The sequence below is a fragment of the Kushneria indalinina DSM 14324 genome, assembly GCF_003385845.1.
Lineage (GTDB): Bacteria > Pseudomonadota > Gammaproteobacteria > Pseudomonadales > Halomonadaceae > Kushneria > Kushneria indalinina.
Genome location: NZ_QRDJ01000013.1, coordinates 1 through 23,773, shown reverse-complemented (window position 1 = coordinate 23,773; position 23,773 = coordinate 1). Strand labels below are relative to the sequence as shown.

Annotated in this window: 28 protein-coding genes; 15 read left to right on the top strand and 13 right to left on the bottom strand. The window is 49.7% G+C overall.

Annotated features, from left to right (window positions below):
- Together C8D72_RS17155 and C8D72_RS17150 are read right to left on the bottom strand one after the other, a co-directional pair.
- Positions 1 to 330 (bottom strand): conjugal transfer protein, encoded by a 330-nt coding sequence (locus C8D72_RS17155; protein ID WP_147301574.1) that lies wholly within the window; start codon positions 328 to 330, stop codon positions 1 to 3.
- Entirely contained in the window at positions 305 to 949 is a 645-nt protein-coding gene (locus C8D72_RS17150; protein ID WP_170140643.1) for a lytic transglycosylase domain-containing protein, read from the bottom strand. Before C8D72_RS17150 ends, C8D72_RS17155 begins: the two co-directional genes overlap by 26 nt.
- Positions 950 to 1,106: 157 nt before the next feature.
- On the opposite strand from C8D72_RS17150, the gene C8D72_RS17875 reads away from it, so the two are divergent.
- Positions 1,107 to 1,352, top strand: a complete 246-nt coding sequence (locus tag C8D72_RS17875; protein WP_170140642.1) for a helix-turn-helix domain-containing protein — start codon at positions 1,107 to 1,109, stop codon at positions 1,350 to 1,352.
- Positions 1,353 to 1,498: 146 nt separating this feature from the next.
- Here C8D72_RS17875 and C8D72_RS17140 read toward each other — a convergent pair whose 3' ends face one another.
- The 4 genes from C8D72_RS17140 to C8D72_RS17455 are packed head-to-tail and all read right to left on the bottom strand — an operon-like array spanning position 1,499 to position 3,690.
- The gene (locus tag C8D72_RS17140) at positions 1,499 to 1,870 is read right to left on the bottom strand and encodes a histone-like nucleoid-structuring protein, MvaT/MvaU family (protein WP_115855685.1); all 372 of its coding nucleotides are present in this window, start codon (positions 1,868 to 1,870) and stop codon (positions 1,499 to 1,501) included.
- A gap of 21 nt (positions 1,871 to 1,891) precedes the next feature.
- Entirely contained in the window at positions 1,892 to 2,383 is a 492-nt protein-coding gene (locus tag C8D72_RS17465; protein ID WP_147301573.1) for a hypothetical protein, read from the bottom strand.
- Between the two features lie 10 nt (positions 2,384 to 2,393).
- On the bottom strand, positions 2,394 to 3,122 hold the full coding sequence (gene stbB, locus C8D72_RS17460; protein WP_147301572.1) for a StbB family protein: 729 nt from the start codon (positions 3,120 to 3,122) through the stop codon (positions 2,394 to 2,396).
- A 49-nt stretch (positions 3,123 to 3,171) separates the two neighbouring features.
- Positions 3,172 to 3,690, bottom strand: coding sequence for a hypothetical protein (locus tag C8D72_RS17455; RefSeq protein ID WP_147301571.1), 519 nt, complete (start codon positions 3,688 to 3,690; stop codon positions 3,172 to 3,174).
- A gap of 399 nt (positions 3,691 to 4,089) precedes the next feature.
- On the opposite strand from C8D72_RS17455, the gene C8D72_RS17135 reads away from it, so the two are divergent.
- The 3 genes from C8D72_RS17135 to C8D72_RS17445 all read left to right on the top strand — a co-directional run bounded on the left by C8D72_RS17135 (position 4,090) and on the right by C8D72_RS17445 (position 9,223).
- Positions 4,090 to 4,440 (top strand): plasmid mobilization protein, encoded by a 351-nt coding sequence (locus C8D72_RS17135; protein ID WP_115855684.1) that lies wholly within the window; start codon positions 4,090 to 4,092, stop codon positions 4,438 to 4,440.
- 1 nt (position 4,441) lies between these two features.
- Positions 4,442 to 7,801, top strand: coding sequence for an LPD7 domain-containing protein (locus tag C8D72_RS17565; protein WP_170140641.1), 3,360 nt, complete (start codon positions 4,442 to 4,444; stop codon positions 7,799 to 7,801).
- A gap of 81 nt (positions 7,802 to 7,882) precedes the next feature.
- Positions 7,883 to 9,223 (top strand): LPD7 domain-containing protein, encoded by a 1,341-nt coding sequence (locus C8D72_RS17445; RefSeq protein WP_147301569.1) that lies wholly within the window; start codon positions 7,883 to 7,885, stop codon positions 9,221 to 9,223.
- A 421-nt stretch (positions 9,224 to 9,644) separates the two neighbouring features.
- Here C8D72_RS17445 and C8D72_RS17100 read toward each other — a convergent pair whose 3' ends face one another.
- The 6 genes from C8D72_RS17100 to C8D72_RS17440 all read right to left on the bottom strand — a co-directional run bounded on the left by C8D72_RS17100 (position 9,645) and on the right by C8D72_RS17440 (position 12,154).
- Complete coding sequence (locus C8D72_RS17100) at positions 9,645 to 9,872, bottom strand: hypothetical protein (protein WP_115855678.1); 228 nt, start codon at positions 9,870 to 9,872, stop codon at positions 9,645 to 9,647.
- 16 nt (positions 9,873 to 9,888) lie between these two features.
- A complete protein-coding gene (locus C8D72_RS17095) occupies positions 9,889 to 10,236 on the bottom strand; it encodes a hypothetical protein (protein ID WP_115855677.1) in 348 nt (115 codons plus the stop codon).
- 16 nt (positions 10,237 to 10,252) lie between these two features.
- Positions 10,253 to 10,471 carry a hypothetical protein gene (locus C8D72_RS17090; protein WP_115855676.1) on the bottom strand — a complete coding sequence of 73 codons (219 nt, stop codon included), beginning with the start codon at positions 10,469 to 10,471 and terminating at the stop codon, positions 10,253 to 10,255.
- Between the two features lie 18 nt (positions 10,472 to 10,489).
- A complete protein-coding gene (locus C8D72_RS17085) occupies positions 10,490 to 10,867 on the bottom strand; it encodes a hypothetical protein (RefSeq protein WP_115855675.1) in 378 nt (125 codons plus the stop codon).
- 139 nt (positions 10,868 to 11,006) lie between these two features.
- On the bottom strand, positions 11,007 to 11,615 hold the full coding sequence (locus C8D72_RS17080; RefSeq protein WP_115855674.1) for a hypothetical protein: 609 nt from the start codon (positions 11,613 to 11,615) through the stop codon (positions 11,007 to 11,009).
- 80 nt (positions 11,616 to 11,695) lie between these two features.
- The gene (locus C8D72_RS17440; RefSeq protein ID WP_147301568.1) at positions 11,696 to 12,154 is read right to left on the bottom strand and encodes a hypothetical protein; all 459 of its coding nucleotides are present in this window, start codon (positions 12,152 to 12,154) and stop codon (positions 11,696 to 11,698) included.
- Between the two features lie 438 nt (positions 12,155 to 12,592).
- On the opposite strand from C8D72_RS17440, the gene C8D72_RS17075 reads away from it, so the two are divergent.
- Together C8D72_RS17075 and C8D72_RS17070 are read left to right on the top strand one after the other, a co-directional pair.
- Positions 12,593 to 13,195: a recombinase family protein gene (locus C8D72_RS17075; RefSeq protein WP_115855673.1), complete on the top strand. Its 603-nt coding sequence runs from the start codon at positions 12,593 to 12,595 to the stop codon at positions 13,193 to 13,195.
- Complete coding sequence (locus C8D72_RS17070) at positions 13,192 to 14,091, top strand: replication protein RepA (RefSeq protein ID WP_115855672.1); 900 nt, start codon at positions 13,192 to 13,194, stop codon at positions 14,089 to 14,091. The genes C8D72_RS17075 and C8D72_RS17070 overlap by 4 nt, the downstream gene beginning before the upstream one ends.
- A gap of 483 nt (positions 14,092 to 14,574) precedes the next feature.
- On the opposite strand, the gene C8D72_RS17435 is transcribed toward C8D72_RS17070, so the two are convergent.
- Complete coding sequence (locus C8D72_RS17435) at positions 14,575 to 14,829, bottom strand: hypothetical protein (protein WP_147301567.1); 255 nt, start codon at positions 14,827 to 14,829, stop codon at positions 14,575 to 14,577.
- A 562-nt stretch (positions 14,830 to 15,391) separates the two neighbouring features.
- On the opposite strand from C8D72_RS17435, the gene C8D72_RS17065 reads away from it, so the two are divergent.
- From C8D72_RS17065 to C8D72_RS17030, 9 genes are all read left to right on the top strand, one after another.
- On the top strand, positions 15,392 to 15,955 hold the full coding sequence (locus tag C8D72_RS17065; RefSeq protein ID WP_115855671.1) for a hypothetical protein: 564 nt from the start codon (positions 15,392 to 15,394) through the stop codon (positions 15,953 to 15,955).
- Between the two features lie 13 nt (positions 15,956 to 15,968).
- Complete coding sequence (locus C8D72_RS17615; protein WP_211308885.1) at positions 15,969 to 16,355, top strand: hypothetical protein; 387 nt, start codon at positions 15,969 to 15,971, stop codon at positions 16,353 to 16,355.
- 35 nt (positions 16,356 to 16,390) lie between these two features.
- Positions 16,391 to 16,528: a hypothetical protein gene (locus C8D72_RS17560; RefSeq protein WP_170140640.1), complete on the top strand. Its 138-nt coding sequence runs from the start codon at positions 16,391 to 16,393 to the stop codon at positions 16,526 to 16,528.
- Positions 16,529 to 16,566: 38 nt separating this feature from the next.
- Positions 16,567 to 17,028, top strand: coding sequence for a hypothetical protein (locus tag C8D72_RS17055; RefSeq protein WP_115855670.1), 462 nt, complete (start codon positions 16,567 to 16,569; stop codon positions 17,026 to 17,028).
- Between the two features lie 428 nt (positions 17,029 to 17,456).
- Positions 17,457 to 17,801: a hypothetical protein gene (locus C8D72_RS17430; RefSeq protein ID WP_147301566.1), complete on the top strand. Its 345-nt coding sequence runs from the start codon at positions 17,457 to 17,459 to the stop codon at positions 17,799 to 17,801.
- Between the two features lie 702 nt (positions 17,802 to 18,503).
- Positions 18,504 to 18,926, top strand: coding sequence for an antirestriction protein (locus C8D72_RS17045; RefSeq protein WP_115855668.1), 423 nt, complete (start codon positions 18,504 to 18,506; stop codon positions 18,924 to 18,926).
- A gap of 91 nt (positions 18,927 to 19,017) precedes the next feature.
- Positions 19,018 to 19,455, top strand: a complete 438-nt coding sequence (locus C8D72_RS17040) for an antirestriction protein (RefSeq protein ID WP_115855667.1) — start codon at positions 19,018 to 19,020, stop codon at positions 19,453 to 19,455.
- A gap of 315 nt (positions 19,456 to 19,770) precedes the next feature.
- The gene (locus tag C8D72_RS17035) at positions 19,771 to 20,601 is read left to right on the top strand and encodes a DUF4942 domain-containing protein (RefSeq protein WP_115855666.1); all 831 of its coding nucleotides are present in this window, start codon (positions 19,771 to 19,773) and stop codon (positions 20,599 to 20,601) included.
- Positions 20,602 to 21,334: 733 nt separating this feature from the next.
- Positions 21,335 to 23,134 (top strand): ParB/RepB/Spo0J family partition protein, encoded by a 1,800-nt coding sequence (locus tag C8D72_RS17030; protein ID WP_115855665.1) that lies wholly within the window; start codon positions 21,335 to 21,337, stop codon positions 23,132 to 23,134.
- Positions 23,135 to 23,773: the final 639 nt, after the last annotated feature.

Below are 23,773 nucleotides of genomic sequence, written 5' to 3'. Positions count from 1 at the left end.
TTAGAGCGCGCCCCCTGTACCCCAGATGCTCCATGCAAAATCAGCAGCTACCATAATGCCGCCGGCAATAGCGCAGTAGACCAGACCCATGAGAACGTCTGCCCAAGGCTGCTTTTGCAACAGAGCCATCGAGACCTGGTACAGCATGTAGATCAGGCAGCCGATGGCCAGAGCGCCATAAGCCCACACTCGGAAGTCATCCATGGCTTGATCTGCCTGGTCCAAGCCCTGAGCAAAAGCAGCCGCAGGCAGCAAAGACAGGCTTATCGCCATCAACGATCTTGTTACTGCCGATCCAGCCTTTTTAACCAGTGAAGTCTTGAAATACATCCCATCCACCCTTTTCTGAAGATTCAAAATTTTCTATTGCACGAATTTCTTTGTGCGGCTCTTCTTCGGTATTGCCATCGTCTTGTTTTGAGGTCTCACCTCCCCTGTGGTCATCAATATCGCTTCGATCGAAATTTATCTGCGGCACACTCAGCCGCTCGTGGCTTGCGGCCACACGCTGGACATAGCTATTGCCATTGGAGTCATCAGGCTCGAAGCCCCTAGAGAAGTTGTTTGAGTAGTAACAACTAAATGCTGCTTGAAGTGCGCGCTGCCCATCATCAAACTCGGCGGCAGCGCGCTGATAGCAGTCCGAAAGGATCTTGTCGGCCGCTTGGATGTTGGTGCATGGGTCAAAAACATTAGATAACGTAAGCCCCAAGGCTTCGAAGTTGTGCATATTAATCTGACCAAGACCTAGTGATATATTGTAGCCTTGGCTCATAAGACTTTTTGCTGATTCAATAGCTTCTTCTTTCCCTTCAGGGGTAGAGATCACATCAACACCAACGGCGGCAATCGCAAAAGGATTGCCGCTAGACTCAACATCGATAAGGGTTTGCATGGTCTGAGGAGCAACTTCTGTCGTACACTGCTCCACAAGCGCAACATCGAACATTTGCATCAGCTCCAAGGTGGCTGAATTGACGCTGATGCTATTTTATATCACCGTGATCCTAAGGTTCAAGTGATATTTTATGTATTTAAAGCTTCTTTGTACCAGATGCTCCTGATACTTTAGTCATACAAAAAACCACTCAACTAGGTTTATAGCTTTGGACGCCCGATCAAAAGACAAGACCGAGCAATTCAGGCTACTGCGCCGAATTTCCGGGAAAACTCAGAGAGAAATGGCAGAACATTTGGGAGTGAGTCATGCGACGATACGCAGCTGGGAGGCGAGCGCAAATCCTGTCCAGGAGAGCGCTTTACGCAATCTGAAAGCGTATCTTGTACTGGCAGGGAAAGTGGATGTGATCATACCGCGAGAGGCTATCAGCGCTCAGGACAAAGACAGCTGACGAGCAGCCCTACCCCACTACGCCATCGACTTGATAAACAGGCGCCGATAGGCGCTTCGTGCTCATACCAAGGGCGATGCATGTAAGAAAGGCGGCGTGCTTTAGCGGCACGCCGCTTCAGGGCCGAAGGCCCGATAAAATGGGGTTTACTCCTGCAGCCAAGACTCAACTACATCTGCGCCATATTCATCACGCCAGGCCTTCAATGTTTTTTGGTTTCCACCTCTGGTTTCAACGATTTCATCGGTGTGTGGGTTTTTGTATTTTTTCAGCTTTCTTTTCTTACGCCTTCCATCCGTTGAACCATCAGATGCGGTAGTGTCGTTGCTTTTCAGGTGGCCACCCAATGCAACGATCGCATCGTCATGGCTACGATTATAGGAATTACACAATTCTTCTAAAGCGCTTTTAAATTTCAAATCATCCTGAAATTTTTCATCGCTGTGAAAAGCCTCCATTTCACTTTGAAGTTCTTTCAAGCGCTTTTCAATTTCAAGGTATTGCGCGATTTTGGTCATGCCCTATCTCCATCAACTTGATTATAAATACATACCAACTAAAAATGCCGTACAAATCGATACCAATGTTAAAATTGTCATGGTAGCAAAAAGAATTTTTGCCCATTTAGGCATTTTATTATTGCCGGCATATGATTCTATGGTTTTGCAGCGCGTTTCGATTTCATCAAGCGACTCAGCAAGCGATAAAACTCGATTTTCAGCTTTTTGGCTAACCGCTGTAATTTTCTCTGAAAATTCCTTAACCGCTACATTGCAATTGTCAGAGAATGCTTGACGTATATCCTCGTCTGATTGTTTTTTTCTCTGGGCAATATGCTCATCAAGATCGTCTACGCTTTTGACCAAGAAATTTGTAAACTCTTTTTGTGCATATTCAATAGATTGCAAGGTAGCTTTGTGATAACCCTCTACTGATTCACGAGCATTCACAACTTCTTTGTTAAGCTCAAAAATATCCTCAGATATTTCACGGATGAGCCCATCAGTTAAACTATCAAGCTTTCTGCCCATGAGTTACCTCTTATAGTTTTAAAGCCGTAAAAGCACTAGCTAGATCCTCTTCGGCACTAAGGCCAGCCTGCTGCAGTTTTTTCTCAAGTACAATTTGAAAACGTGCATCCTTAGTTTCTGCTGATTTCTTAAGGGCATTGAAGTCCCTAGTATCGCTGATTACTTCGCTATGGGTTTTCTCAGAGTCTCGAAGCATCGGGTAATAGTCAGAAAGGTAAACAACTGGAGGATTGTTTCCTGCTATTTCCTCAGCGATTGAGTTTTTGAAAAAAGCCAATTCCGATGCCGGATTAGAAAAATCTCTTTCAACTTTGTTGAAAACGACTTTTATTTTATTTTTAGGAATTCCCATTTCTAAAATATAATCAATTAAAGCTTCTGAGTCACGCATTTCTTTAGAACTAGGAGTTACGGGAATTACGAAATAATCAATTTCTTCATGGCTGTTCTTAAAAGATCTCATTCTTGTAAGGAAAGCTTCAATATTAGAAGATCCCACATCAACAACACAGGAATCTGACATTTCAATTGCTTCAAGCAATTCACTGAACTGATTGCCAGCAAGTTTTTCACCGTGAGTGCTATCACTATTAATAGTTTCAATGCTGTAAAACTCTGCATTTTTAATTCTAGGGTAGAGTAATTCGCTGGCAATCACGGTTTTTCCAACATTACCGCTAAAACCAAAAACAACGACTTTTTTGTCTGCTACCTGTTTGATTGTTACTTTTGCTGCCATTTTAAATTACCTTTTGCCGGGCTGTTAAACAAGCGACGCTTGAGATTAGTTATCTGAGATAAAACTGACTTACAAGCTCTCTCAAATCTCTTTGACTTTTTTCTAACGATTTGTACGCTCTTTCCAGCGTCAAACCCTTATCTATGGCTATAGAAAGTTTCGGTTTCATCATTGGGCCTAGCTGATTGTATATAAGCTGCCAATCTTCAGATACCTGGTTATCATTTGGAACAACCTCTTCTTTGCCGTCTGTTTGCATTTCTTTATCTAAGATAGAAAATCTTTCTATTTCTGCTGGTTTTTCGAAATCTATCTTTTCTTTAGTCCGTTTGGGACCGCAATACTTATCACAATGCTCTCTAAATGAGCGAACATTGCAAGGTGTGTGTCCCATGCATTCTTGTAACGCTCTATGTATATCCGTAACCTTTATGTTCGATTCATAGAGTAGTTCTGATATTTCAGAGGAGTAAAACCTTACTCCTGCTGAAACGGCTCCATAGCTACGCTTGCTTTTTTCTTTAGCGATTTTTTCTGCGAGCTTGGTTACTAAAGTATCAAATTCCATTTAGCTCCCCGATCCAGCTAGACAGGCAATCGAAGCTTGTCCGGGCCAGCTTGTTTCGTTGTTTTTCCTTTATACGCAACTTCAGAACGAATAACAAGTCTACAAACCTCCTAGAACCCTCCTAGAAGACTCCTAGAAACCTCCTTATTGAGATTTTGACTCCAAGAAGCATCCTAAAAGGCTCCTTAAAACCTCCCTAAAGCCCCTTTTTCTGAGCCCATTTGACTAGCTCTGGCTGTCAGCTATGGTGGAGCCTTGCTGCAGTGGTGGCATAGGCACGCCACGGATGTATACAAGCGCTTCGCGCTATTTGTATAATCCGATCGTGCCAAAGGGAAATCCCTTTGAATCCCTGCGCACTGACGTGCGCTAAACCCTCCAAACCCCGATGACGTGAACATGGCCGATGAAACGAACAAGGATGAAGTAATCACATTCAGACTGTCGCAAAGCGACTATGCGCCTTATGGGAAAGCCATCAGTGACAGTGGCACTAACAAAAGCGCTTTCTTCCGCGATGTTTTTCTACAACTTTCGCCGACCGTCGAGATAAAACAAACTTCCCAAGCTCCTACTGCTAACAAGCAGATGCTTTTTTATGCCAACAAGGCATCAAATAACCTGAACCAGATCGCGAGACAGCTTAACTATGCCGCCAAGTCTGGTGTCATGTCGCGCTCAATGCTCAACAGGGCTGTTATCGCTCTGGAATCTATAGAGCGAGAATTTCGCAAGAAATCTCGTAAATAATATGTTGGCTCGCATATCTGGCGGAAAATCTGGCATTGGGGAATATTTGCGCGAAGGCATGAAATCCGGCCGCCATTATTCCCGCGACGATATGGATAAGCGTGAAATCATTTACGGCAATCTATCACTGACAGAATCAGTTATTGATAGTATCGCAGACCGTGGGCAAGAACGATACTTGCATGTCACTCTCTCTTTCAAAGAAAAAGAGATCGACCATGACACTCTTTGCAAGGTCACGGATACCTACGTGAACAATCTGATGTCGGCTTATAAAGATGATGAATACAATTATTATGCCGAAGTTCATCGACCCAAGCTCCAGAATATCTACAATCCATCAACTGATACGATGGATGAAAGATACCCCCATATTCATATTGTCATTCCCAAAAGGAATTTAGTCAGTGACGGTCGGCTCAATCCGATAGGTCGCCACCAATCAAACGTAGATTATTTCAACTCGATACAAGCCGATATAAACCACCGCTTCGGCTTAGAGTCTCCCGATGAAAACAAGCGAGACGTTTTAAAAGGCAAGACTGAAGCCATTGCCAGATATGGCAATGAGCTATCTGGCAGCAAAAGTAATGCCAACCAACTAAAACAAAAGGCACTTGAAATATCGAAAGACCAGAGCTATTCAAGCTTTATTGATTCATTGAAAGAAGTTGGCGAAGTTCGCATCAGAAATGCTGGGCGTGATACTGAGCATTTGGCTGTGAAATTTGAAGGTCAAAAACAGTTTACGAACCTCAGAGAAAGCATTTTCCGAAAAGATTTTTTAGACGAAGGCAAACTTCATTTCAATGAGGAGCAAAACAACCGTGTTCTTGATTACTGGCGAAACACTAGATCGCTGGAAATAAAATACGTAGCAGACGCCTCTAAAGGTGTACGTTCCGAATACTCGAATTTAGAAAATCGAGAAAAAAACAGTTTTCTCAGACAGCGCGCCAATAGCTTTTACCAGAAACATAATTATTCAGAGGAGCATTTTAATGGCAGATATCCACGAAGAAGAAATCATTCCGCCGGAGGAGCCGAGCGATCAGCAGGAGGAGCCGAGCGATCAGCAGGAGGAGCCGAGCGATCAGCAGGAGGAGCCGAGCGATCAGCAGGAGGAGCCGAGCGATCAGCAGGAGGGGCCGAGCGACCAGTCAGAACAGACCGTAGATCGTCCAACAACCAGCGAAGTCGTGTTAGCACTAGAAGAACAGAACTCCCTCATCACCCCCGAACAGACAGTTTGCAAAAGTTGCAAAAAAGCACTCTGGTACAAAACCAAGGACGGACTCTACAACTATTGCATGGTCATGCACACACACACTTACACTCCCAAGGAAGAGGAGCAGATCAAGATGATGGACTGCGACGGGCTTTATCTGGAGGAAGAGGAGGGCGAGGAACTGGCCCCGGATTGGGAGGAATAAATACGACTTCGAGCCGCTTTAAACAAGCGGACAGCTATATCAGTCAGCTGACCCAAAACGCTACCTCCAACAAGCCCGATAACTCTGTCTCGATTAACAAATTGAATAATAATATTTCCGCTTCGCGGGTATTGGCTTATGCAGTGGAGCAGTACAACCTTGATAGCAAGGATTTTCACTCTACTCGAAACAAGTCTGGCGAACCCCGCATAAAAACAGGCAATAGAAATTATTCTAACAGCGATTTTTTAACTAAGCGTTTAAACCTGAGCTGGCCAGAAGCAAAAAATGTACTTGAGAAGTTGCATAGTGACGAATCTGAGAATAAGACTTTCAGAGTCCGCAATCTACCAGAAGTAAAAAACCATTGGAAAACGTTCAACGAGGACTACAAGAAACGTAACAATGAAATGAAAAATTCCTTAAAGGAATTCAAAACCGATTTACGTTTACAACGACAAAATGTCCTCGACAGATATTATAATAATAAACGCAACATCCGTGAACAACGGCTCTCGAAGCCAGAGCAAGCTTATAAACTTGCACTGGCAACTCGCTCCAAAATGACACAGATGGACAGTCTGAAAGATTATGAGCGAGATACAATTCACTCTATTAGAAATTCTATTCGTCCTTTTGGAAAAGAAGAGGTTCACACCATGCAAAACCTTGAAGCATACGAAAAACAGAAAGACACCAACTCTCAAGATCAGCGAAAAAAAGATAAGGAGTTTTATTCACATAAAAACTCTATTCGGCCTATCGGCATCGATTACACCGGCGATAACCGAAGCGCAGGAGTAGAAAATCTTAAAAAGAATCTTGAAAATTCTTTTGAAAACTCTCAAAAAACGTCGCTTAAAGTGGGTCAGCTCGATATTAAGAAAAACAAGCATGGCGCTGATTTTTCTTATCAGGGCTCAACTGTTTTCAGAGATCATGGCGACTATCTTTCTTTTGGAAAAAACACCAAGGACCAAAAATTGGTAGACGTTACTCTTTCATACGCCGTTAACAGGTACGGTAAAAACCTTGATATTAATGGCTCTCAAGACTTCAAGGATAAAATTGTTCAATCTGCAGCAGATAACAACCTCGATGTTTCGTTCTCTGACAGCAAGATGAATGAAAAGCTGGAACAGCTGCGGGAGCATCAAAACGAAATCAGAAAAGCAGAAATGGGAAGCACTCCCAACGAGTCAGGCGTTACAGCACCAGCGAATGACTCTTATGGTCAAAAAGGGCAGGGCGCGACACCGAGAGCAGACGCAGGCGCAACGGCGGCCACAGGTGCGACAGCGAATGCAGGCACAGCCGATACAGGCGCAACGGCGGCCACAGGTGCGACAGCGAATGCGGGCACAGCCGATACAGGCGCAACGGAAAGTACAAATACTGCAACTGAAAACAGCTTGGCTGAAAGAGAGAAGGCCAGGGCGAGGGATCTTGAGGGAGTCAGGGATGTAACAGAGGCCACCATGAGCGGTGAATCATACCCGTCCAAGCATTTTGGTAATGACAAACTCGAATCGATGTACTCGAAGGAAATGTTTCGACATGCCACTGCCGAAAGTGCTGATCGTTTCACTCATGACAAATTCATGGGGTTAAGAGAAGAAATGCTTACGAACAGCGCCAAAGCTCGCGGCCAAGATTTAAAGCACCCATCGAACGATATTCTAGCTGATAAAAACGCTTCTGCTGCCTATAAGGATTCTTTGGCACAACAGGTCATTACTGCCGACCAGAATATAGCTCAAGCGCATACAAAAGCTGCGAAAAATGGCACCGAGCCCCAGATCGATCCAGCTGACAAGCAAACTTATGATAAAGCGATGGAGTTAATGATCGATTATGAAATAGCAACTAAACCTCATGCACATGAGACTGCTCCCAACAAAAAAGATCATGATCACGGTATGGAGTGAGGGCTGTTATTGGAGCGCTGGGCTATCTATATAATTAGTGGCCCAGCGTCATTTAAATAAACTTTAGAGAAGGGAGTGGTCATGAAATTTGTTGATATTTTTAACGCCTCCAAAAATCAATCTGCACAGTCTCAAGAAATGAAAGATGCAACTTTTTATGATCAAGAAGGTGCTATAAGAGCGTCATCTGAAAAAGATTCAATAGAAAATCTAAAAACAAAATTAGAAAAAGCACATCACAACTCACAAGCTATTGCCAAAGCCAAGGTTGGCACTTTTGGCGAACCATACCCAACTATCCACGACCTTAAACTAGAAAAACTTACAACGGGCTCCGATCACTACCACAATGGCGAAAAAATATTTAGTGACCATGGCGATTTTGTCTCCGCCCACTCTCCTTCTAACGAGATAAGCTCGGAACTTTCTTTAGATTACGCAACAAAAAAGTATGGCAGTAATTTAGAAGTATCTGGGTCGGATAGCTTTAAACTCAATATTATTATTGCCGCCAATAAAAATAATTTAAAAATAGAGTTCTCAGATCCGGCAATGAACGAAAATCTTCAATCAAGACGTGATGCTTTAAAAGAACATTCAAGTTCTTCAGAAGCAGATTTTACAGCTATAGAAGCGGCAAAAAACCTCAAAACTATGCCAGAAAATTTCTTGGGTAACGATGGCGCTGAAGGTGCATACCTTGGAAAATTAGAATCAATGATGGATAGCTTCCCAAATCATGAGTATTCAAAAATCCAAAAATCTCAGGAACTGGTTCAAAATACGATCGCTGAAAGTGCCCGGCATCGAGGTCAGAACCTTTTACCAGCCACAGACAATATCGCCAGAAATAATGGTGGCGTAAATGTTTATCAAACAAATGTTCGCAAGGTAATGCTGGCCGAAGAAAGGAAACTGCACGACATTGGCTCAAATACAAATTATTCAGGTTTTGAATACAACCCTGATCAAATCAAATCAAATATCGAAAAAGGAAATCAGCTTCTTGAAGACTTCTCACACCAAACATTTGAAGCAATGCGCGAAGGCTCTCTTGATAATCGATCAGCTTGGCAAGCCGGCAATCAACTCAAAGACATACCCGGTCATTTAAAAGAATCTAAGACTGCGACTTTTTCATATATCAATGGACTAGAGACTGCCCGCGAAGAAGCAGTAGGCATGAAGGAAGCCGCTCAAAATTTCTTCGATACGCCAGACAACGAACCCTGGGAGCCGGAGCACATCGAGCGCGACCGCTCTTTAGATCAACATTTTATTGATGGTTTTCAGGAAGATGTCTCAAGAGCAGATGCCTTGCTTAAACAGGCGAATGAACGACTGGACACCATCAGCAGAAGCCCTAGATCCTTACCTACGGTCGAAACTCGTCATGTCGATCAGGGATACGGCATGGATTAAAATTCCGTATGAAACCTGTTGTCAAGGCGCTTGTGACTCCCGTTGCAGGCGCCTTTTAGCGTTCGCAGATCCAGTGCCCGGGCGCGATCGGGCGTTGCCGGCGCAGGCGGCCGGCGTGGAAGCACCCCGGTTCATCAGGGCAGGGAACGTAATGGGCGGCCGTGGCCACCCTGGGCGAGAGATCCAGCAGCATCGAGCTCGAGACGCTGGCCACCGTTCCGGTGCCGGCGCATTACTTCCTTCAGCAGATCCAGTGCCCGGGCGCGATCGGGCGTTGCCGGCGCAGGCGGCCGGCGAGGAAGCACCCCGGTTCATCAGGGCAGGGAACGTGATCGGCGGCCGTGGCCACCCTGAGCGAGAGATCCAGCAGCATTGAGCTCGAGACGCTGGCCACCGTTCCGGTGCCGGCGCATTACTTCCTTCAAGCGTCAGCCGTCTCAGCCGTTGTTGTGCCATCGCCAGACATGAGTGCTTTGACGATCTTTCGAGTCCATTCCTCATTTGCTGCCATCTTCGCCTGGGCTACCCCGAGTGCTTCCCTAGCTTGGGTCTTGTCTTGGCCAGGAAGCATTGCCATCGCGGCTTTAGCTTGACCCTGGAGCCCTTCGAGTGCGACATACGCCCCGTCTGGTAGCTTTCGATTGGACATGCTCTCTCCTTTTCCTTTAATTGGCTGCACTTTCACGAGCTGCCATTTCCTCGGCGGTTTCACCGTGCAACTCGTAGAAATCGTGATCCTTCCAAGCCTCACAGAACTCTGCCGAAAGCCCGGTGACCTCAACCATGAACGATGTGCAATCAGCATCGCTAAAGAGAGGGCGTCCACCCATCTGCTTGATGAAGTGCGGGAACGCCTCTTGGTCAGCAGCAACCACTTCTGCTGGCAGGGCATCGTGAACAAGCCCGATCAAGCTAATGTACCGCCAATGAGCCCCATCGAGCGTTTCACGCTCGGCCTCAGTAGCCCGCTCAAGTACGGTGGTGAATTCGTCTGGTGTCATGGTGGTTTTCATTGGCGTTTTCCTTTAACTATTGAGCTGGCTTGTAGAACGGGTCGGCACCGATGAACACAGCTTCGGGCGCTTCTGGCCATTCTTTACGTATTACATCAAAATCGCCTTGAATCCAGCACCGTAAGAACACCATTCCTTCGTCAGCATCTAGCGCGAATTCGATGGCTGAGATAGCCGCGCTGTCTCTCTTGGCATTGGCCTCAAAGGCTTTTGCCATTTCAAGAATATTGGTCATATCTGAGCTTTTCCTCGATCAGAATGCTTTGTGCTTAGGAGGCACGTCAGTTCCTTCCAACAATCTATCGGCACGCTGCTCCCAATAGCGCACTGGCGGCGAAAAGACGAGAGGGGAGAACATAAGGCCGATCATTGATGCCCAGCACCAGATATTGAAAACAAGGCCAACGGAGGAACCGGCCCATACCTGGGGCATCGCCACGTAGAGGGCGATCAACGAAGCGGCGCTTCCCACCAGTGAAAAAAGCACCATCTTCGCTACATACCCAACCCAGGCTTTCGGGTGGGCATGCCGATTGGCCGGATCGGCCTTGAGGTTCGCTATGGTGCTATCCACGGCTGCCTGGTAATCCTGCCAGCGCTCCTCGAGCCTTGTTTCAAATTCGTCATCCATCACTTTTCCTCGATCATTTTGCTTTCGGCAGTAGCCCCATAGGCTGCTAGCGAAAGCCCCCTGGCTGCCCAGGGGCTTTTTCCCTTGATCAGTTGCTGTCGGGAGGCGTCGTCAAGTAGGGTCAGCCTGGCTCGATCTATCAGTATCGCGCAGCGATATCGAAACCCTCTGCTTCAAAGTCGCTTAGTTGTGGGACTGTTGGGACGAAGCCTGTGTCCGGCAACCAATTCGGTGCTTCTTCCAGCCCGAAGGCTTCTGCCTCTCGCGGGTTCATGGCAACACCTTTGCCTCCCCACGAAACGATCATGTAGCTGGCCCGTCCCTCCCTCTCAAATCGTTTTGCCACACGCTGGGAAACAGGCAGTAGGAAGTTGTCAGGGAACCTCTCGCGCAATCTGGACAGGCCAAGATCGGAGAGAATGCCGCAGAGCGTGGGCGCGGCAACCAGGCTCTCACGATCGACAAATTCCATCGGTGCCGATCGAATAGCTTCCAGCTCGGCTTGATGGGCTTGCTCTACTCGAGCGCGTCGCTCTCTGTTGATGACTTCCCGCTCTTTGACCTCGACGCCGTACTCGACAGCCAGTAAGCGAGCCTTGTCGTCACGCTCCTGAATGGTCGTGAATGTCCAGCTCGGCGCAGTAGAACCGTCACCATTGAGCAAACTAACCCAAAAGCGGCCGGTGGGGTTGTCGTTGCCTGTGACCTGTACCGCTACCGTCTGCAAGTGCTTTGGAATCGTCGCCATCAGTGGTCCTCCGTTGATTCGGCACTGGTGTAGTGCCGGGGCTGCCTGTTCGGCAGCAAAGACGCGGGCCCTTTCCTATATCAGCTTACTTTATGGTCTAGCCTATAATTATTGATTTCGGTAGCAGTCTTATCGAGGATCGTATGGCATTGTTCATCTATTGCCATATCAGTTCGGTTAATGGTTTCACGTAATGACGCAAGTCTTGAATCGTCGCTACACTTGGCCAATACCCCAGAAAGATATTGCTGATAAGTCTTCCATGGGAAAATAAATAGACTGAGTAATCCACCCGTAAACGCTGCCACTAAACACCAAGTCACGATTTCTTTAGTGGCAAAGCCTGAATAAAGCACCACAAAAAAAACAATTATGGAACACAATCCTCCGGCCATCAGTGCGGCCTTGCCTTTGGCTTCCATAGGCCCATAAGAGTCAAGAAGCTGTGAACCGAATGGTCTTGCATAATTTAAAGTTTTTTGGGCACGGTGCCGGATACGCTTAAGATCACGCAAATAGTTTTCGTCAACACTTTGCATCGCTATACTTTTCCTTGCGGGTATAAATGCGCTCTACCAGTTCCATAAATGGCGCGTCTTCGACGGTAATGATTCTTTCCAGCTGCTCGTCCAAATTCAATAGTTATTTTAAAATCCAACCCTTCTTCTAATGAAATTGATAACGCTTGACATAAGCGCAAATGCAAAAAAAGAACCCGTAACATAATTGCTGTTAGCGAAACAACTGTAAGTCATCAGCGCAAAGAAACCAGCCGCTACATAAAACATAACGCACTCCTCTAATTTAATGCGACCCAAAAACGATCGTTTTTGGTGCATCAGAAAAAAATGCTTTTTTAAAGGCATTTTGCCACTACCTTTTGCAACAAAACTCGTTACTTTTCCTGTGTACCTATAAGGTACGTTTAGTTTACACTGTTTGCAACACATAAATAGAAACTAATTCAGAGGCTAGGGATGAGAATAGGTTACGCCCGAGTAAGCCGTGAAGATCAGCGAATTGAGCGCCAGATTGATGCCCTAGAAAAAGCTGGGTGTGAGCGCATCTTTCAAGAGCGCATATCTGGTGCCCGCAAAGATCGTCCGGAGCTAGAAAAGCTTTTAATGACTATCAGACCCGACGACACCGTTGTTGTTTTGAGCTTGGACCGGCTGGGCCGCTCCCTGATCCATCTTGTAGAACTGGTCAACCAGCTGCAGGGCGAAGGGGTCCAGATTGAATCCATCCAAGACAACATCGATCAACATACGGCCACCGGCCGGCTTCACATCAACTTTTTGGCGGTCATGGCTGATTGGCAGAGAGCATGGATCAGTGAAAAAACTCGCGAAGGCTTAGAATCCGCGCGGGCGCGTGGCCGTGTAGGAGGGCGCCCCAAAGGGCTTAGCAAGGACGATATACATAGCATGGGGATTCTACTAAGCGATCCCAGCATGAAGGTCAGTGACGTTGCAAAGAGATTTGGCATATCACGCACCACGCTATACAGGTATTTCCCGGGTGGCGTTAAACCGAAATCGCCTAATGAAACGCAGAGCAAAGGGGAGGGCGAGGCATGACCGATAGCAAGCCATCGATGAAAATTACAAAAAATCAACGCAAACTGATCGACACCGGATTGAAAATTGAAGAAACCCCGCCTTCTCCGAACGATATGGCATTCAACAATGCGATCCTCTGCCAAGTAGGACTGCCTCGATCCAAGGTAGCTGAGCGGGAGTTTATGCGCCGTTGTGGTGATGCCTGGATCAATGTACAGGCAGGGTATCTGGATGAAGGTGACAACACTCCAGTAGCTCAACCAGTACCCTATGGCGTAACGCCACGGCTCACGATGGCGTGGATAACGACGTATGCAAAGCGCCATAAGACGAGAGAGATCCCAACTGGCAATTCCGCATACGAATTTCTTTCCTTGATCGGAAAATCATATGCCGGCACGACACTGAAAAACCTAAGAACTCAGATCAATGCGCTAGCTGCCTGCAGAATCCAGATTGGATACCAAGGAAGAACGTTCAACGGTCAACCTGTTGAGCAGTTTGACGCATGGATTAACGATAACGGTATACATGGCAATTATAGATGGCCAGGAGTCATGATCCTGAGCGAAGGCTACTTCAACGAGCTTGAGCGATCCGCCGTACCATTGGACAACCGCGCACTTGAAGCGCTAGGCGGGTCATCGCTGGCACTGGATATCTATTTTTGGCTTGCTCATCGCCTTTATCGTATCAGCGGCAAACCAGTGCGCGTTTATTGGAAAAACCTGCGAGAGCAGTTTGGGCAGGAGTATACCGGCAAGGACTCCGAACGCAGCTTCAAGAGGAAGTTCAAGGAATCGCTGAAACAAGTTTTGACTGTATATCCTCAAGCGCGCGTAGAACTGATCACAGGCGGGCTATCCCTGAAACAATCTCCGCCTCCGATCGCACAAAAATGTATTAATGACTAAAAAGCGGCCTTCGGGCCGTTTTTTTGGGTATAACTTTGTTTATAAAAGGATTTATCCACGGTGAATCGGACCCCCCTACCCCCTTTTTTACGGTGAATCGGACCCCCCTGGGCACGGTGAATCGGACCCCCCTGGCACGGTGAATCGGACCCCCCTGGTACGGTGAATCGGACCCCCCCTAAACCTGTAGCAACCCCTCCTTATAGTTTTTGCCTGTAGTTTGTCCTTTAAAAATAAAAAAATTTGGCCTTTAGCATGAGCCCCCCTTCATGTGGACAATGCGCTATCGCGCACCGTCAGTTTCCGTGGACAGCGCAAGCGCTGACACACCGAAACGTGACTTTGACCACGAAGAAAAGGGGCAAGAGGAGGAAACCCCAACCCCTTTTTTGTTTTTATTTGACCCCAGACCCCAGACCCCAGACCCCAGACCCCAGACCCCAGACCCCAGACCCCAGACCCCAGACCCCGGGCCACACTTGGCTATTTTGGCGGAAGCTGTCGCCGCTCGATCATGTGGCGCCATACCCGTTCCGCTGTTCGATACTTGTTCAAGCCAAACCGCAACATCCGTTCGTAGTAGTCACGCCCTAGAAGCTCGCTCAATCGTCGATCGCCGTTGCGCGTGTCTGCTTCCATGACATCGATCAGCCAAGCGCCTGTGCGGGCTGTATGGGCGTTCATGCCCTGCAGCGTTGCATGCGAATACCACTTTTCGGCGCTGCTCTGACGTGCCATATCGATATACCGTTACCAAAAGTGAAGGCGAACAACAGCCAAGTCATCTGACTTGATTGATTTTCTATCAACCTTCAATGGCAGATCCAGTGTCAGGGCATCGAGAAACGTTGTCGTTGCCGGCAGCTATCGAGGAAGTGCCTCGTTATCAGGAATGACACGATTAGCGGTCGTGGCCACCGTATGAGATCCAGCGGTGCTGATTGCCACGGTTTCGCTGTAAGGAGGTAGGAAAGCTGTAAGGGCAGAAATGAAAGAACCCCCGAAGGGATTATCCTTGCGGGGGTTCAGTGAATACAGGCCCGGCAAGGCTCTGATATTCGAGGGGCTTGGCTAAGGAGAATGTTGACAAAGACCTTAGTAAACTCAGGCTTTATCATAATGCGCCTGAACCGGATTGTCCAGGGCATAGCCGCACTTCAGATATCTGTTGATAAAATTGTTTATAATATAGAACCAATACAAAATTGATTTTTTGGCAAAAACCTTTAAATATCTTTAAAATTGGCCATAAACAGATTAGTATAGAGGCTATATTATATATATTAACAAAAGGGCTTTTATGGATAGGTTGAACGAGTCGCGCATCGTAAAACTTACGCACCACTACTCCCTCCTCAAGGATGAGTTCTATGGGGTGCGCACCTCATTGATCCCAGAGGATCTCATGTTGGCATGTGCTTATGTCCAGCTGCTGCGGGACGAGCTGCCCGACTTCACATCGGTAGATGATTGCATTGGCGAATCAGAAGGCATGGCGCTGTTGTCGGCCCTTTACGGCGCCGAGGAGTTAAGAAAGGCTCCGCCGGAAGGCGCTGCAGAAGAAATCGACTTTCATGAGAACTGGGAGACTGTTGCCTCCCTGCTGCATGTAAGGGATTACCAAGGGGCGTTCTCCCGTGTTGTTCGCCCTGGAGCGCGCCTGGCAGTCATTGATGTGATGTTGCGCTGTGCCCGAAAAAATGCCCCTAAAGGATGTTCGGAAAACGACCGCGATGTAGAGATCCTTGAGCATATTCAGAGCGGGGGAGACGTTCCGGCGGAATGGGGGCTGCGCACAATTACTGGCGCTGCATACACCGGCACCATCCCGGTAACTGGTGAAGACGATTATCCCAGCCGCTGATAGGGGCCTGTCCATGTCGATTATTCGTATTGAACTCGATGGCCTGCTGTATGACGACCGGCGTTCCGAGTGCAAGTGTATCCATAGCCGAAATGACAGCGGCACTTACGCTTTCATCCAGGTAATCGATACCAGAGTCGAAGGAGTAAAGCGCTATTGGGGTGCCTTTGATGTTGAACGCCCTGCATACTCCATCGAGCGCATCATGCTTTACGGCGGCAGCTGGCCCGATCTACCAACCGCTGAGTCAGGTAAGAATGAAAATGAAGCTGTACGCCAGTCGGGGCAAGGATTTAATTGGACCATTGCGTCCTTTAATTGGACTGTGTTGTCCATGCTCTTTGCAGCTGTCTTTGGCTGGTTCATTGCAGGGCCGATCCTCACTCAAATTTTTGGGTGATCTCAAAACACCATCAACCCGAAAGGATTTTTCAAATGCCGCTTGTTGATCCCTTTTACCTGCAGAACGCCCCTTGGTGGGTCTGGGCTGCTCTCTTGGCATGGATGCCTGTTGTGCTTCTCATTGTTAAGCGCGGCGATCCAGAAACCAGCGATCACGCTGATCGTTATTGAAACTTTTCATCGGTTTAGAATTCGCGGAGAAGTAAAAAATGAACATTGGAAGAATCGTTGCGCCTACGGGCGCGGGCAAGAGTTTAGCCATAGAGAAATACATCAGTAATCAGGAAAAACCTGATGTACACGTTGTCGATTTGGAAAAAGAACAGGATATTGATGTTCATGGCCTTGATGGCTCAATCATCATTCTTGACCACTCCCACCGCCATGGCGGCAAATTAGCCCTGGAGTGGCTAAAGCGCATCGAATCCCTTGTTCAAAATGGGGTTGATATCAAAGCGGTAATTCTTGTCGGTCAGACAACTGTAGATTCTTATTGGCAAGATGTGCTTGCCGAAAACACTCTTATTTACAGCCATTCCCTCTCAGAAAAATCTAATATGGATTTCACCCCAGCAGAAGTGAAGCGTTTTATGGAGGGCGCGCTCAACGACTGCTTGCATGCCCTTCGCGTAGGGCTGGTTCGCGCTAGCGCTTCTACCTCCGTGCAATGAAAGCCATGGAATGGCCAGATCGAATCGCTTTCGCTTGCCCCTCATGCGGGCGCGCTCAAGTGTTGGATGCGCCCCTTGAGAACCTGACCGGGAGTGATTGCTATCCAACTTCCTGCCCAGCCTGCGAAGAGGCTTTAATCTTCGATATTGACGGCCGGATTCATCGAGAGGGCTTTAAATGGCCGCGCGTTACCTTAAAGCCCACCAAACACCGATGGTCTCCTCAAACTGATGCCAATCGATCACCCGGAGAAAGCTCATGATCAACATTTGCGAACTCTATGAAGACGATAAAGACTATTGGGGTGACAAGAGCGAAGGGGATATAAAGCGTGGTCTTGTTGCAGCAGCTGCCAGCGTTGGGCTCAGGGCGGACTCGGATCGTTACTGCTGGGCGGACCACCCCAGCCTGAAAAAGGAGTCCTGCAGTGGATAGGAATTCTCTTGAACATCTGGCAGATCGTCTAAAAGCCGTGGTGCGAGGAGATTTCTGCGAAGCAGAAGTTTTGGTGCGCAAGGTTCTCGATTCACGCTCTTCGACCCTTTGGCGATCAGAAATTGCAGAGCATTCGCTATACATTTCATTGTGGGACTACGTGACGCGGGCACTTGATAATGAGGACTACCTTTTGGCCAAAAAAGAAGAAGTCCGGGCGTTGGAAACTGAAATGGCTGGCCATGTTCTGGGCTACCGCTTGCACATGGGCTGGCTGTGCCGCTCCGAATCGAGTCCGAACAGCTTTCCAGTCATCCATGAGTTTTTACCATCCTAACCTTGCGCCCCTGACGGGCTCTACTCGCTACGCTCCCCGGGCCACGCCAACCCCGCGTGTCCCGGCCTTCGGTCACGATCCCTGGGCTCCTCCGTCGCTGCGCTCCTGCAGCGCTCCGCTTGCCAGCCCCTCTCCTCTCGCTGCGCTCGATGCGCGCCTTCGGCTTGCCGGCCGTGGCGCGCCCCTGTGCCGGTGATCATTGGCGGTATCCGTGCCGGCGCCGCAATACCCTGGAACCTTGCCCGATCGTCGGCTTGTCCGGTCAAGCGCTCGAGCGGCATATCCTCCTGTCGCTGCGCTCGGTCCGGTATACGCTCCATCGCTTGACCGCGCCTCCTCGCGGGCGCAGTCGGGTATTACCGCGACGCCTCCCGATACCGCCGGGCATGATCACCAGCCCCAGCAGGGGCAGCTGCGCCCCGGCCTGATGGAAAGGGGTGGTCAGCGCTCCGCGCTTCCGCTTCACCCTTTCCCTACCGCTCACCAGCCCTCCTCCACCAGGCATGCTCGGCACCCCGGAAACACAAGCCCCTGGCCCTGATTAACCGGGGTTGATACCGACAATCACCCGATAAATAAGATGACGGCAGTATTGACACAAAGGGCAGGATCAACGATAATACAGGGGTGGTCAGCGAGGGGCTGGCCACCGGGCAGAAGCGGCGGCAACCGTGCCCGGAATCGGCTAAAGGAGAAGTCAAAATGTCAGAAGTTGAATCAACTGAGCCCGTCATTACCGCGACCGCAGTTCCTCATGCGCACCGCACAAACTGCCTTCCCGCCTACTTCGGTTCGAAGTATCTGCAGGTGGAAGTCATGATCAATCAGCACATGCGGAAGCTTTGTGCCGACTATGAGGGTGGCATTTGGGAGTTTTACGAGCTTTCCAATGGCGGTTTTTACATGCACCCAAAGGGGCAGGAGAAGATGCACGTTTGCGTGCCGGATAACTATTGTGACGTGACCATGAGCCCTGATGCGGCCGGCATCACAGCCTGCTTGTTCGCCATTAACCATCTGACCTGGATCACAAGATCAACCAAACACATCGATCTTTATCACGCGCTGCGGGACTACGCGATGGATCATGAAGAATCGTCGCTGATCATGCGCGCCATCGATTAACCCAACGACTCACCAGCGGGCCGCCCGGCGGCCCGCTCTCATCAGGACGCGGCGGCATCCGTGCCCTGATCCCCTGCAGAGGAGACAGCCCGTGAGCTATGCCCAGATGACTCATCCCCGCCTGGTTCAGGCAGAAAAAATTGATCCCTCCCGTCACGCCGAGGAGTTAAAGCGTCACTTCGAGCGCCATCACGCGCTTGTGGTGCCAACCGTTCAAACACTGCTACAGCGCATGAGCCGGGATTACGACGGCGGCGAGCTGGAGTGCTTCGATCTGGATAACGCCGGCTTCTACATGCGCCCCACGCGCACCGAGGACATGCATGTCCTGATATGGGCCAGCGAGTACGTCGGTTTCATGAGCCCGGATGCAGCCGGTATCACTGCCTGCCTGTATGCCTACTACCTGATGCAGTGGAACACTGGCGCCGACGTTATGCATGATCGCTATTACCGGCTCGAGGAATACGCCAGAGCGCACCCCGAACACCAGCAGATCTTTTGCGCCACTTGCGACGTACTTAACTGACCCGTGGGTTGATAAACGGCCCGCCCCATCGGCGCGCGGCCGCATCCGCGCGTCGATCCTTTGCAGAGGAGAACCACAATGCATCACACATCTCGTATCCGGCGCCGCCGGGCATGCTCGGCACCCCGGAAAACACAAGCCCCTGGCCCTGATCAACCGGGGTTGATACCGGCCATTGCCTGATAAATAAGATGACGGGAGTATTGACACAAAGGGCAGGAACAACGATAATACAGGGGTGGTCAGCGAGGGGCTGGCCACCGGGAACAAGCGGCGGCAACCGCGCCCGGAATTGGTAAAAGGGAGTAAGGTAGGATGAGCAAACTCATCAAGAGCGTCAGTATTGAAAATATTGTGAATCAGCGTGCCGCTGTCATCGAGCATTTGGAGCAGGCTTTTGATGCTATAGATCGAGCGTCCGCTATTGCCGCAAAGGCTAATATGGCAATGCCCAGGCTGATTTTTGATCAAAGGGTGCGCATCCTGGGATCTGACGCCGTTAACCTGAGCAATGCTTCCCAGGCTCAGAAAGCATGGGCCATGACTAAAATCACACATATTGTTGATAGTTCAGGCTGGAAGCATCTTATGTCAGAAAGCGGTATGCGCAGCTTTATGGATGCTGAGACGCGGCGGGAATGGGAAGAGGCTCTTGCCGATGGCGATGGCGATGGCGATGGCGTTCCAGCGCTGACAAAAGATGCCATTGTGGCGACGTTCGGTCAGATGTATGACGGTCGGGGCGCAATGGTTGAACAGGGTATTATCAATTGCTTCAAAAATTTGAGCTGGGATCATAAAACCAATCAGCCGTTCAAGTTTGGCAACAAGATCATCATACGCAGCGTTTTGAGTGACAACGGCACTGCAAACCACGGACGGTCAAACATTCTGGATGACCTTCTACGCCTTTTTCATATCGCTGACGACAAGCCGCAGGCAGATCATCGCGATGGAATGTATGCCGCTTTTCAGAAAGCGGTATGGGAGCGTAAAACCGAAATCGAGAATGATTATTTGCACATGCGCTGGTTCAAAAATGGCAATGGCCACATTACCTTTAAGCAGCCTCACTTGGTCCAAAAGCTGAATGATATTTTGATCAAGCACTACCCGAACGCATTGGATTGGGGTCGGGGTCGATAGACCTGGTAAAGCTCTATTCCGCTCAATAGCCAATGCCCCAACGGGCTCTACTCGCTACGCTCCCCGGGCCACGCCAACCCCGCGTGTCCCGGCCTTCGGTCACGATCCCTGGGCTCCTCCGTCGCTGCGCTCCTGCAGCGCTCCGCTTGCCGCCCCTCTCCTCTCGCTGCGCTCGATGCGCGCCTTCGGCTTGCCGGCCGTGGCGCGCCCCTGTGCGGGTGATCATTGGCGGTATCCGTGCCGGCGCCGCAATACCCTGGAACCTCGCCCGATCGTCGGCTTGTCCGGTCAAGCGCTCGAGCGGCATATCCTCCTGTCGCTCCGCTCGGTCCGGTATACGCTCCATCGTTTGACCGCGCCTCCTCGCGGGCGCAGTCGGGTATTACCGCGACGCCTCCCGATACCGCCGGGCATGATCACCAGCCCCAGCAGGGGCAGCTGCGCCCCGGCCTGATGGAAAGGGGTGGTCAGCGCTCCGCGCTTCCGCTTCACCCTTTCCCTACCGCTCACCAGCCCTCCTCCACCAGGCATGCTCGGCACCCCGGAAACACAAGCCCCTGGCCCTGATTAACCGGGGTTGATACCGACAATCACCCGATAAATAAAATGACGGCAGTATTGACACAAAGGGCAGGATCAACGATAATACAGGGGTGGTCAGCGAGGGGCTGGCCACCGGGCACCAGCGGCGGCAACCGCGCCCGGAGCGATTTAAACGGCTAGGAGCTATAAGATGACGATGCAGTCCATTCCTCTTTCGCAACTTGTAATGTCGCCTTACCAGACCCGGCGCACCGAGCGCTCCCAGAAATCGATCGAGTCGATGGCTGAGAGCATCGACGCACATGGGATGCTGCAAAATCTGGTGGTACATAAACACAGGGGAAAGTACGGCGTCACCGGCGGCGGGACACGCTTTTTGGCTCTTCAGCTACTGGCCTCGCAAAAGCGAGTCAGGGCGGGCTACCCGGTGCAGTGCAAAGTCATTTCCACGAATGAAGCGGTAGAGGCATCGCTGGTCGAAAATACGCAGCGCAATGATATGCATCCTGCCGATCAGTACGAGGCTTTCAAAGCTATTTCAGGCAAGCGCTCTACTGACGAAATCGCCACTCGTTTCGGATACTCCAAGAATCACGTTGCTCAAATTCTCAAGTTGGGCAGAGTTGCCCCCTCTCTGATGGAAAAATTCAGGGCAGATCAGGTGTCTCTTGAGACAATGAAGGCGCTGGCGCTCTTTGAAGATCATGAAACGCAGGTTCAGGTGTTTGAGCAGGCGGGGCATTCGGCATTTCAGATTCGCTCAATCTGGCAGCGCCGTGGTGTTACCGGCAGGGAGCAAAAGGCCCTGTTTGTGGGTGAGGCCGCCTATGTTGCGGCCGGCGGCGAAATCGAACGCGACCTTTTTTCTGACACTGTTTTGTTCAAAAACACTGATCTACTCGATCAGCTTTATTTATCCGCGGTTTCTAAGGTCGAGGCTGATCTTGCTGAAGAAGGCTGGGCATGGGTTGAGGAGTGCGAGCACTTCTGGACGCTGAAAACTCATGAGCGCGATCCTGAATGGGATAGCGTAGAAAATCATCAGCGTTGGCTAAACCTTCATTCGCAGATCGAGATGCTTCAGGCGCAGCAGGAAGCAGGTGACAAAAGCGACGATACTCAAAAGCACCTTGATGAACTGCAAGAGCTGGCCGACAGGGCGGAGGCGCGCTATCTCACGGTTGTCTTTACGGATGAAGACAAGATGCGTTTCGGTGTGGCCTATCACATTGACCGGAGCGGCGAACTGAAAATAAGTCGTGGGATCATTCGCCCTGAAGAGCCCGAGACTTCAGCCGGTGTTGATGATGAAGCATCCAGTAATGAGGCAGGTGATGATGCCCCTGGTGCCGATACCGATGACAAGTCTGCCTATTCAAAGTCAGTGCGCCATTCAATGTGTGCGATGCATACGCTTGCACTGCAAAGCGCGGTGGCAGACGATTCAAAATCAGCACTTGCGCTCTATATCACCAGCAATATCGACTTCCTTTACCAGCGCTACTCCTTTTCGCGGCCGCGAGTGCAACGTGCAATGTTCGAGGCTTATGACATCGAACAGGTGGATCAATATGCCGCTGCCACACTCCGCTACAAGGATCTCAAGGCCAAGGCCCAGACTGTTTTTGAGGGTTTGCCGGAAGACAGCGAAAACGTCCTTGAATGGCTGATGACGCTTGATATGACGCGCCTGCTTGAGATGTTTGCTTATGTCATGTCTCGGGCCGTTGCCGGTGAGCACTACGATCCGTCGCATAGCCCGCTCTCAAGCATGCAGCATGACATTGGGCATGATGTTTCTGCGGATGCTGCTGAAATGCTCAATGCTGAAAACTTCTATGGCAGGCTGAATAAGAAACAGCTTATGCGGATGCTCGAAAACGAGCGCCTGGAAGTCGGGACTGATAGTCGCATGAAGCGCGACGAGCTGGCTGAGTACGCGGATGGCGTCATGAGTGATAACAAGGTCGTGCCCGGCTTTTTCAAATAAGCACCTTTGCCCCTCGCCATGCGGGGGGCAGCCCAACAAGGAAGGTATCAAGGATGGTTACTACTGCAGCCCTCTTCATGGTTTTGGGCATTGGCATTCTTATGCTGTCGTCATTGTACAGGCATCGTAACAAGCCAGTTCGGTATTGCGCTGTTTTACGGTGGAACTGCTTTCTTCGCTGTATCAGTATCTTGGGACTGGATCGGGCCAGTATTTGAAAACTACTTGCTATGATTTACCGCAAGGCCAATTCATTCAGTAAAGAGGGAGGCGTTTATGGATAGCCCTTTCGTTGTCGGCCCGTTCATCGTCGTTATGTGCTTATGCCTTCTGTGTGCCATTCGCACAGGCGAGGCTGTCCTGATGAATGCAGTTTTGGTTTTAACAGTTGTTGGAGTAGCGTCCATGGTAGCTTCACCTCATGTTTCTGCTTGGCTTATATCCGTTATTGGGTAATCACACTCTGCCCTTAACGGGCTCTACTCGCTACGCTCCCCGGGCCACGCCAACCCCCGCGTGTCCCGGCCTTCGGTCACGATCCCTGGGCTCCTCCGTCGCTGCGCTCCTGCAGCGCTCCGCTTGCCGCCCCCTTCTCCTCTCGCTGCGCTCGGTGCGCGCCTTCGGCTTGCCGGCCGTGGC

What these genes read in the sequence shown, in the direction of transcription:
- C8D72_RS17100 (WP_115855678.1), bottom strand. Translation starts at nt 9,872, where the DNA reads ATGTCCAATCGAAAGCTACCAGACGGGGCGTATGTCGCACTCGAAGGG.
- C8D72_RS17075 (WP_115855673.1), top strand. Translation starts at nt 12,593, where the DNA reads ATGAGAATAGGTTACGCCCGAGTAAGCCGTGAAGATCAGCGAATTGAG.
- C8D72_RS17445 (WP_147301569.1), top strand. Translation starts at nt 7,883, where the DNA reads ATGAAATTTGTTGATATTTTTAACGCCTCCAAAAATCAATCTGCACAG.
- C8D72_RS17455 (WP_147301571.1), bottom strand. Translation starts at nt 3,690, where the DNA reads ATGGAATTTGATACTTTAGTAACCAAGCTCGCAGAAAAAATCGCTAAA.
- C8D72_RS17150 (WP_170140643.1), bottom strand. Translation starts at nt 949, where the DNA reads ATGTTCGATGTTGCGCTTGTGGAGCAGTGTACGACAGAAGTTGCTCCT.
- C8D72_RS17435 (WP_147301567.1), bottom strand. Translation starts at nt 14,829, where the DNA reads ATGGCACGTCAGAGCAGCGCCGAAAAGTGGTATTCGCATGCAACGCTG.
- C8D72_RS17565 (WP_170140641.1), top strand. Translation starts at nt 4,442, where the DNA reads ATGTTGGCTCGCATATCTGGCGGAAAATCTGGCATTGGGGAATATTTG.
- C8D72_RS17140 (WP_115855685.1), bottom strand. Translation starts at nt 1,870, where the DNA reads ATGACCAAAATCGCGCAATACCTTGAAATTGAAAAGCGCTTGAAAGAA.
- C8D72_RS17035 (WP_115855666.1), top strand. Translation starts at nt 19,771, where the DNA reads ATGAGCAAACTCATCAAGAGCGTCAGTATTGAAAATATTGTGAATCAG.
- C8D72_RS17045 (WP_115855668.1), top strand. Translation starts at nt 18,504, where the DNA reads ATGTCAGAAGTTGAATCAACTGAGCCCGTCATTACCGCGACCGCAGTT.
- C8D72_RS17440 (WP_147301568.1), bottom strand. Translation starts at nt 12,154, where the DNA reads ATGCAAAGTGTTGACGAAAACTATTTGCGTGATCTTAAGCGTATCCGG.
- C8D72_RS17135 (WP_115855684.1), top strand. Translation starts at nt 4,090, where the DNA reads ATGGCCGATGAAACGAACAAGGATGAAGTAATCACATTCAGACTGTCG.
- C8D72_RS17155 (WP_147301574.1), bottom strand. Translation starts at nt 330, where the DNA reads ATGTATTTCAAGACTTCACTGGTTAAAAAGGCTGGATCGGCAGTAACA.
- C8D72_RS17055 (WP_115855670.1), top strand. Translation starts at nt 16,567, where the DNA reads ATGAACATTGGAAGAATCGTTGCGCCTACGGGCGCGGGCAAGAGTTTA.
- C8D72_RS17030 (WP_115855665.1), top strand. Translation starts at nt 21,335, where the DNA reads ATGACGATGCAGTCCATTCCTCTTTCGCAACTTGTAATGTCGCCTTAC.
- C8D72_RS17085 (WP_115855675.1), bottom strand. Translation starts at nt 10,867, where the DNA reads ATGGATGACGAATTTGAAACAAGGCTCGAGGAGCGCTGGCAGGATTAC.
- C8D72_RS17095 (WP_115855677.1), bottom strand. Translation starts at nt 10,236, where the DNA reads ATGAAAACCACCATGACACCAGACGAATTCACCACCGTACTTGAGCGG.
- C8D72_RS17090 (WP_115855676.1), bottom strand. Translation starts at nt 10,471, where the DNA reads ATGACCAATATTCTTGAAATGGCAAAAGCCTTTGAGGCCAATGCCAAG.
- C8D72_RS17465 (WP_147301573.1), bottom strand. Translation starts at nt 2,383, where the DNA reads ATGGGCAGAAAGCTTGATAGTTTAACTGATGGGCTCATCCGTGAAATA.
- C8D72_RS17070 (WP_115855672.1), top strand. Translation starts at nt 13,192, where the DNA reads ATGACCGATAGCAAGCCATCGATGAAAATTACAAAAAATCAACGCAAA.
- C8D72_RS17560 (WP_170140640.1), top strand. Translation starts at nt 16,391, where the DNA reads ATGCCGCTTGTTGATCCCTTTTACCTGCAGAACGCCCCTTGGTGGGTC.
- C8D72_RS17080 (WP_115855674.1), bottom strand. Translation starts at nt 11,615, where the DNA reads ATGGCGACGATTCCAAAGCACTTGCAGACGGTAGCGGTACAGGTCACA.
- stbB (WP_147301572.1), bottom strand. Translation starts at nt 3,122, where the DNA reads ATGGCAGCAAAAGTAACAATCAAACAGGTAGCAGACAAAAAAGTCGTT.
- C8D72_RS17065 (WP_115855671.1), top strand. Translation starts at nt 15,392, where the DNA reads ATGGATAGGTTGAACGAGTCGCGCATCGTAAAACTTACGCACCACTAC.
- C8D72_RS17615 (WP_211308885.1), top strand. Translation starts at nt 15,969, where the DNA reads ATGTCGATTATTCGTATTGAACTCGATGGCCTGCTGTATGACGACCGG.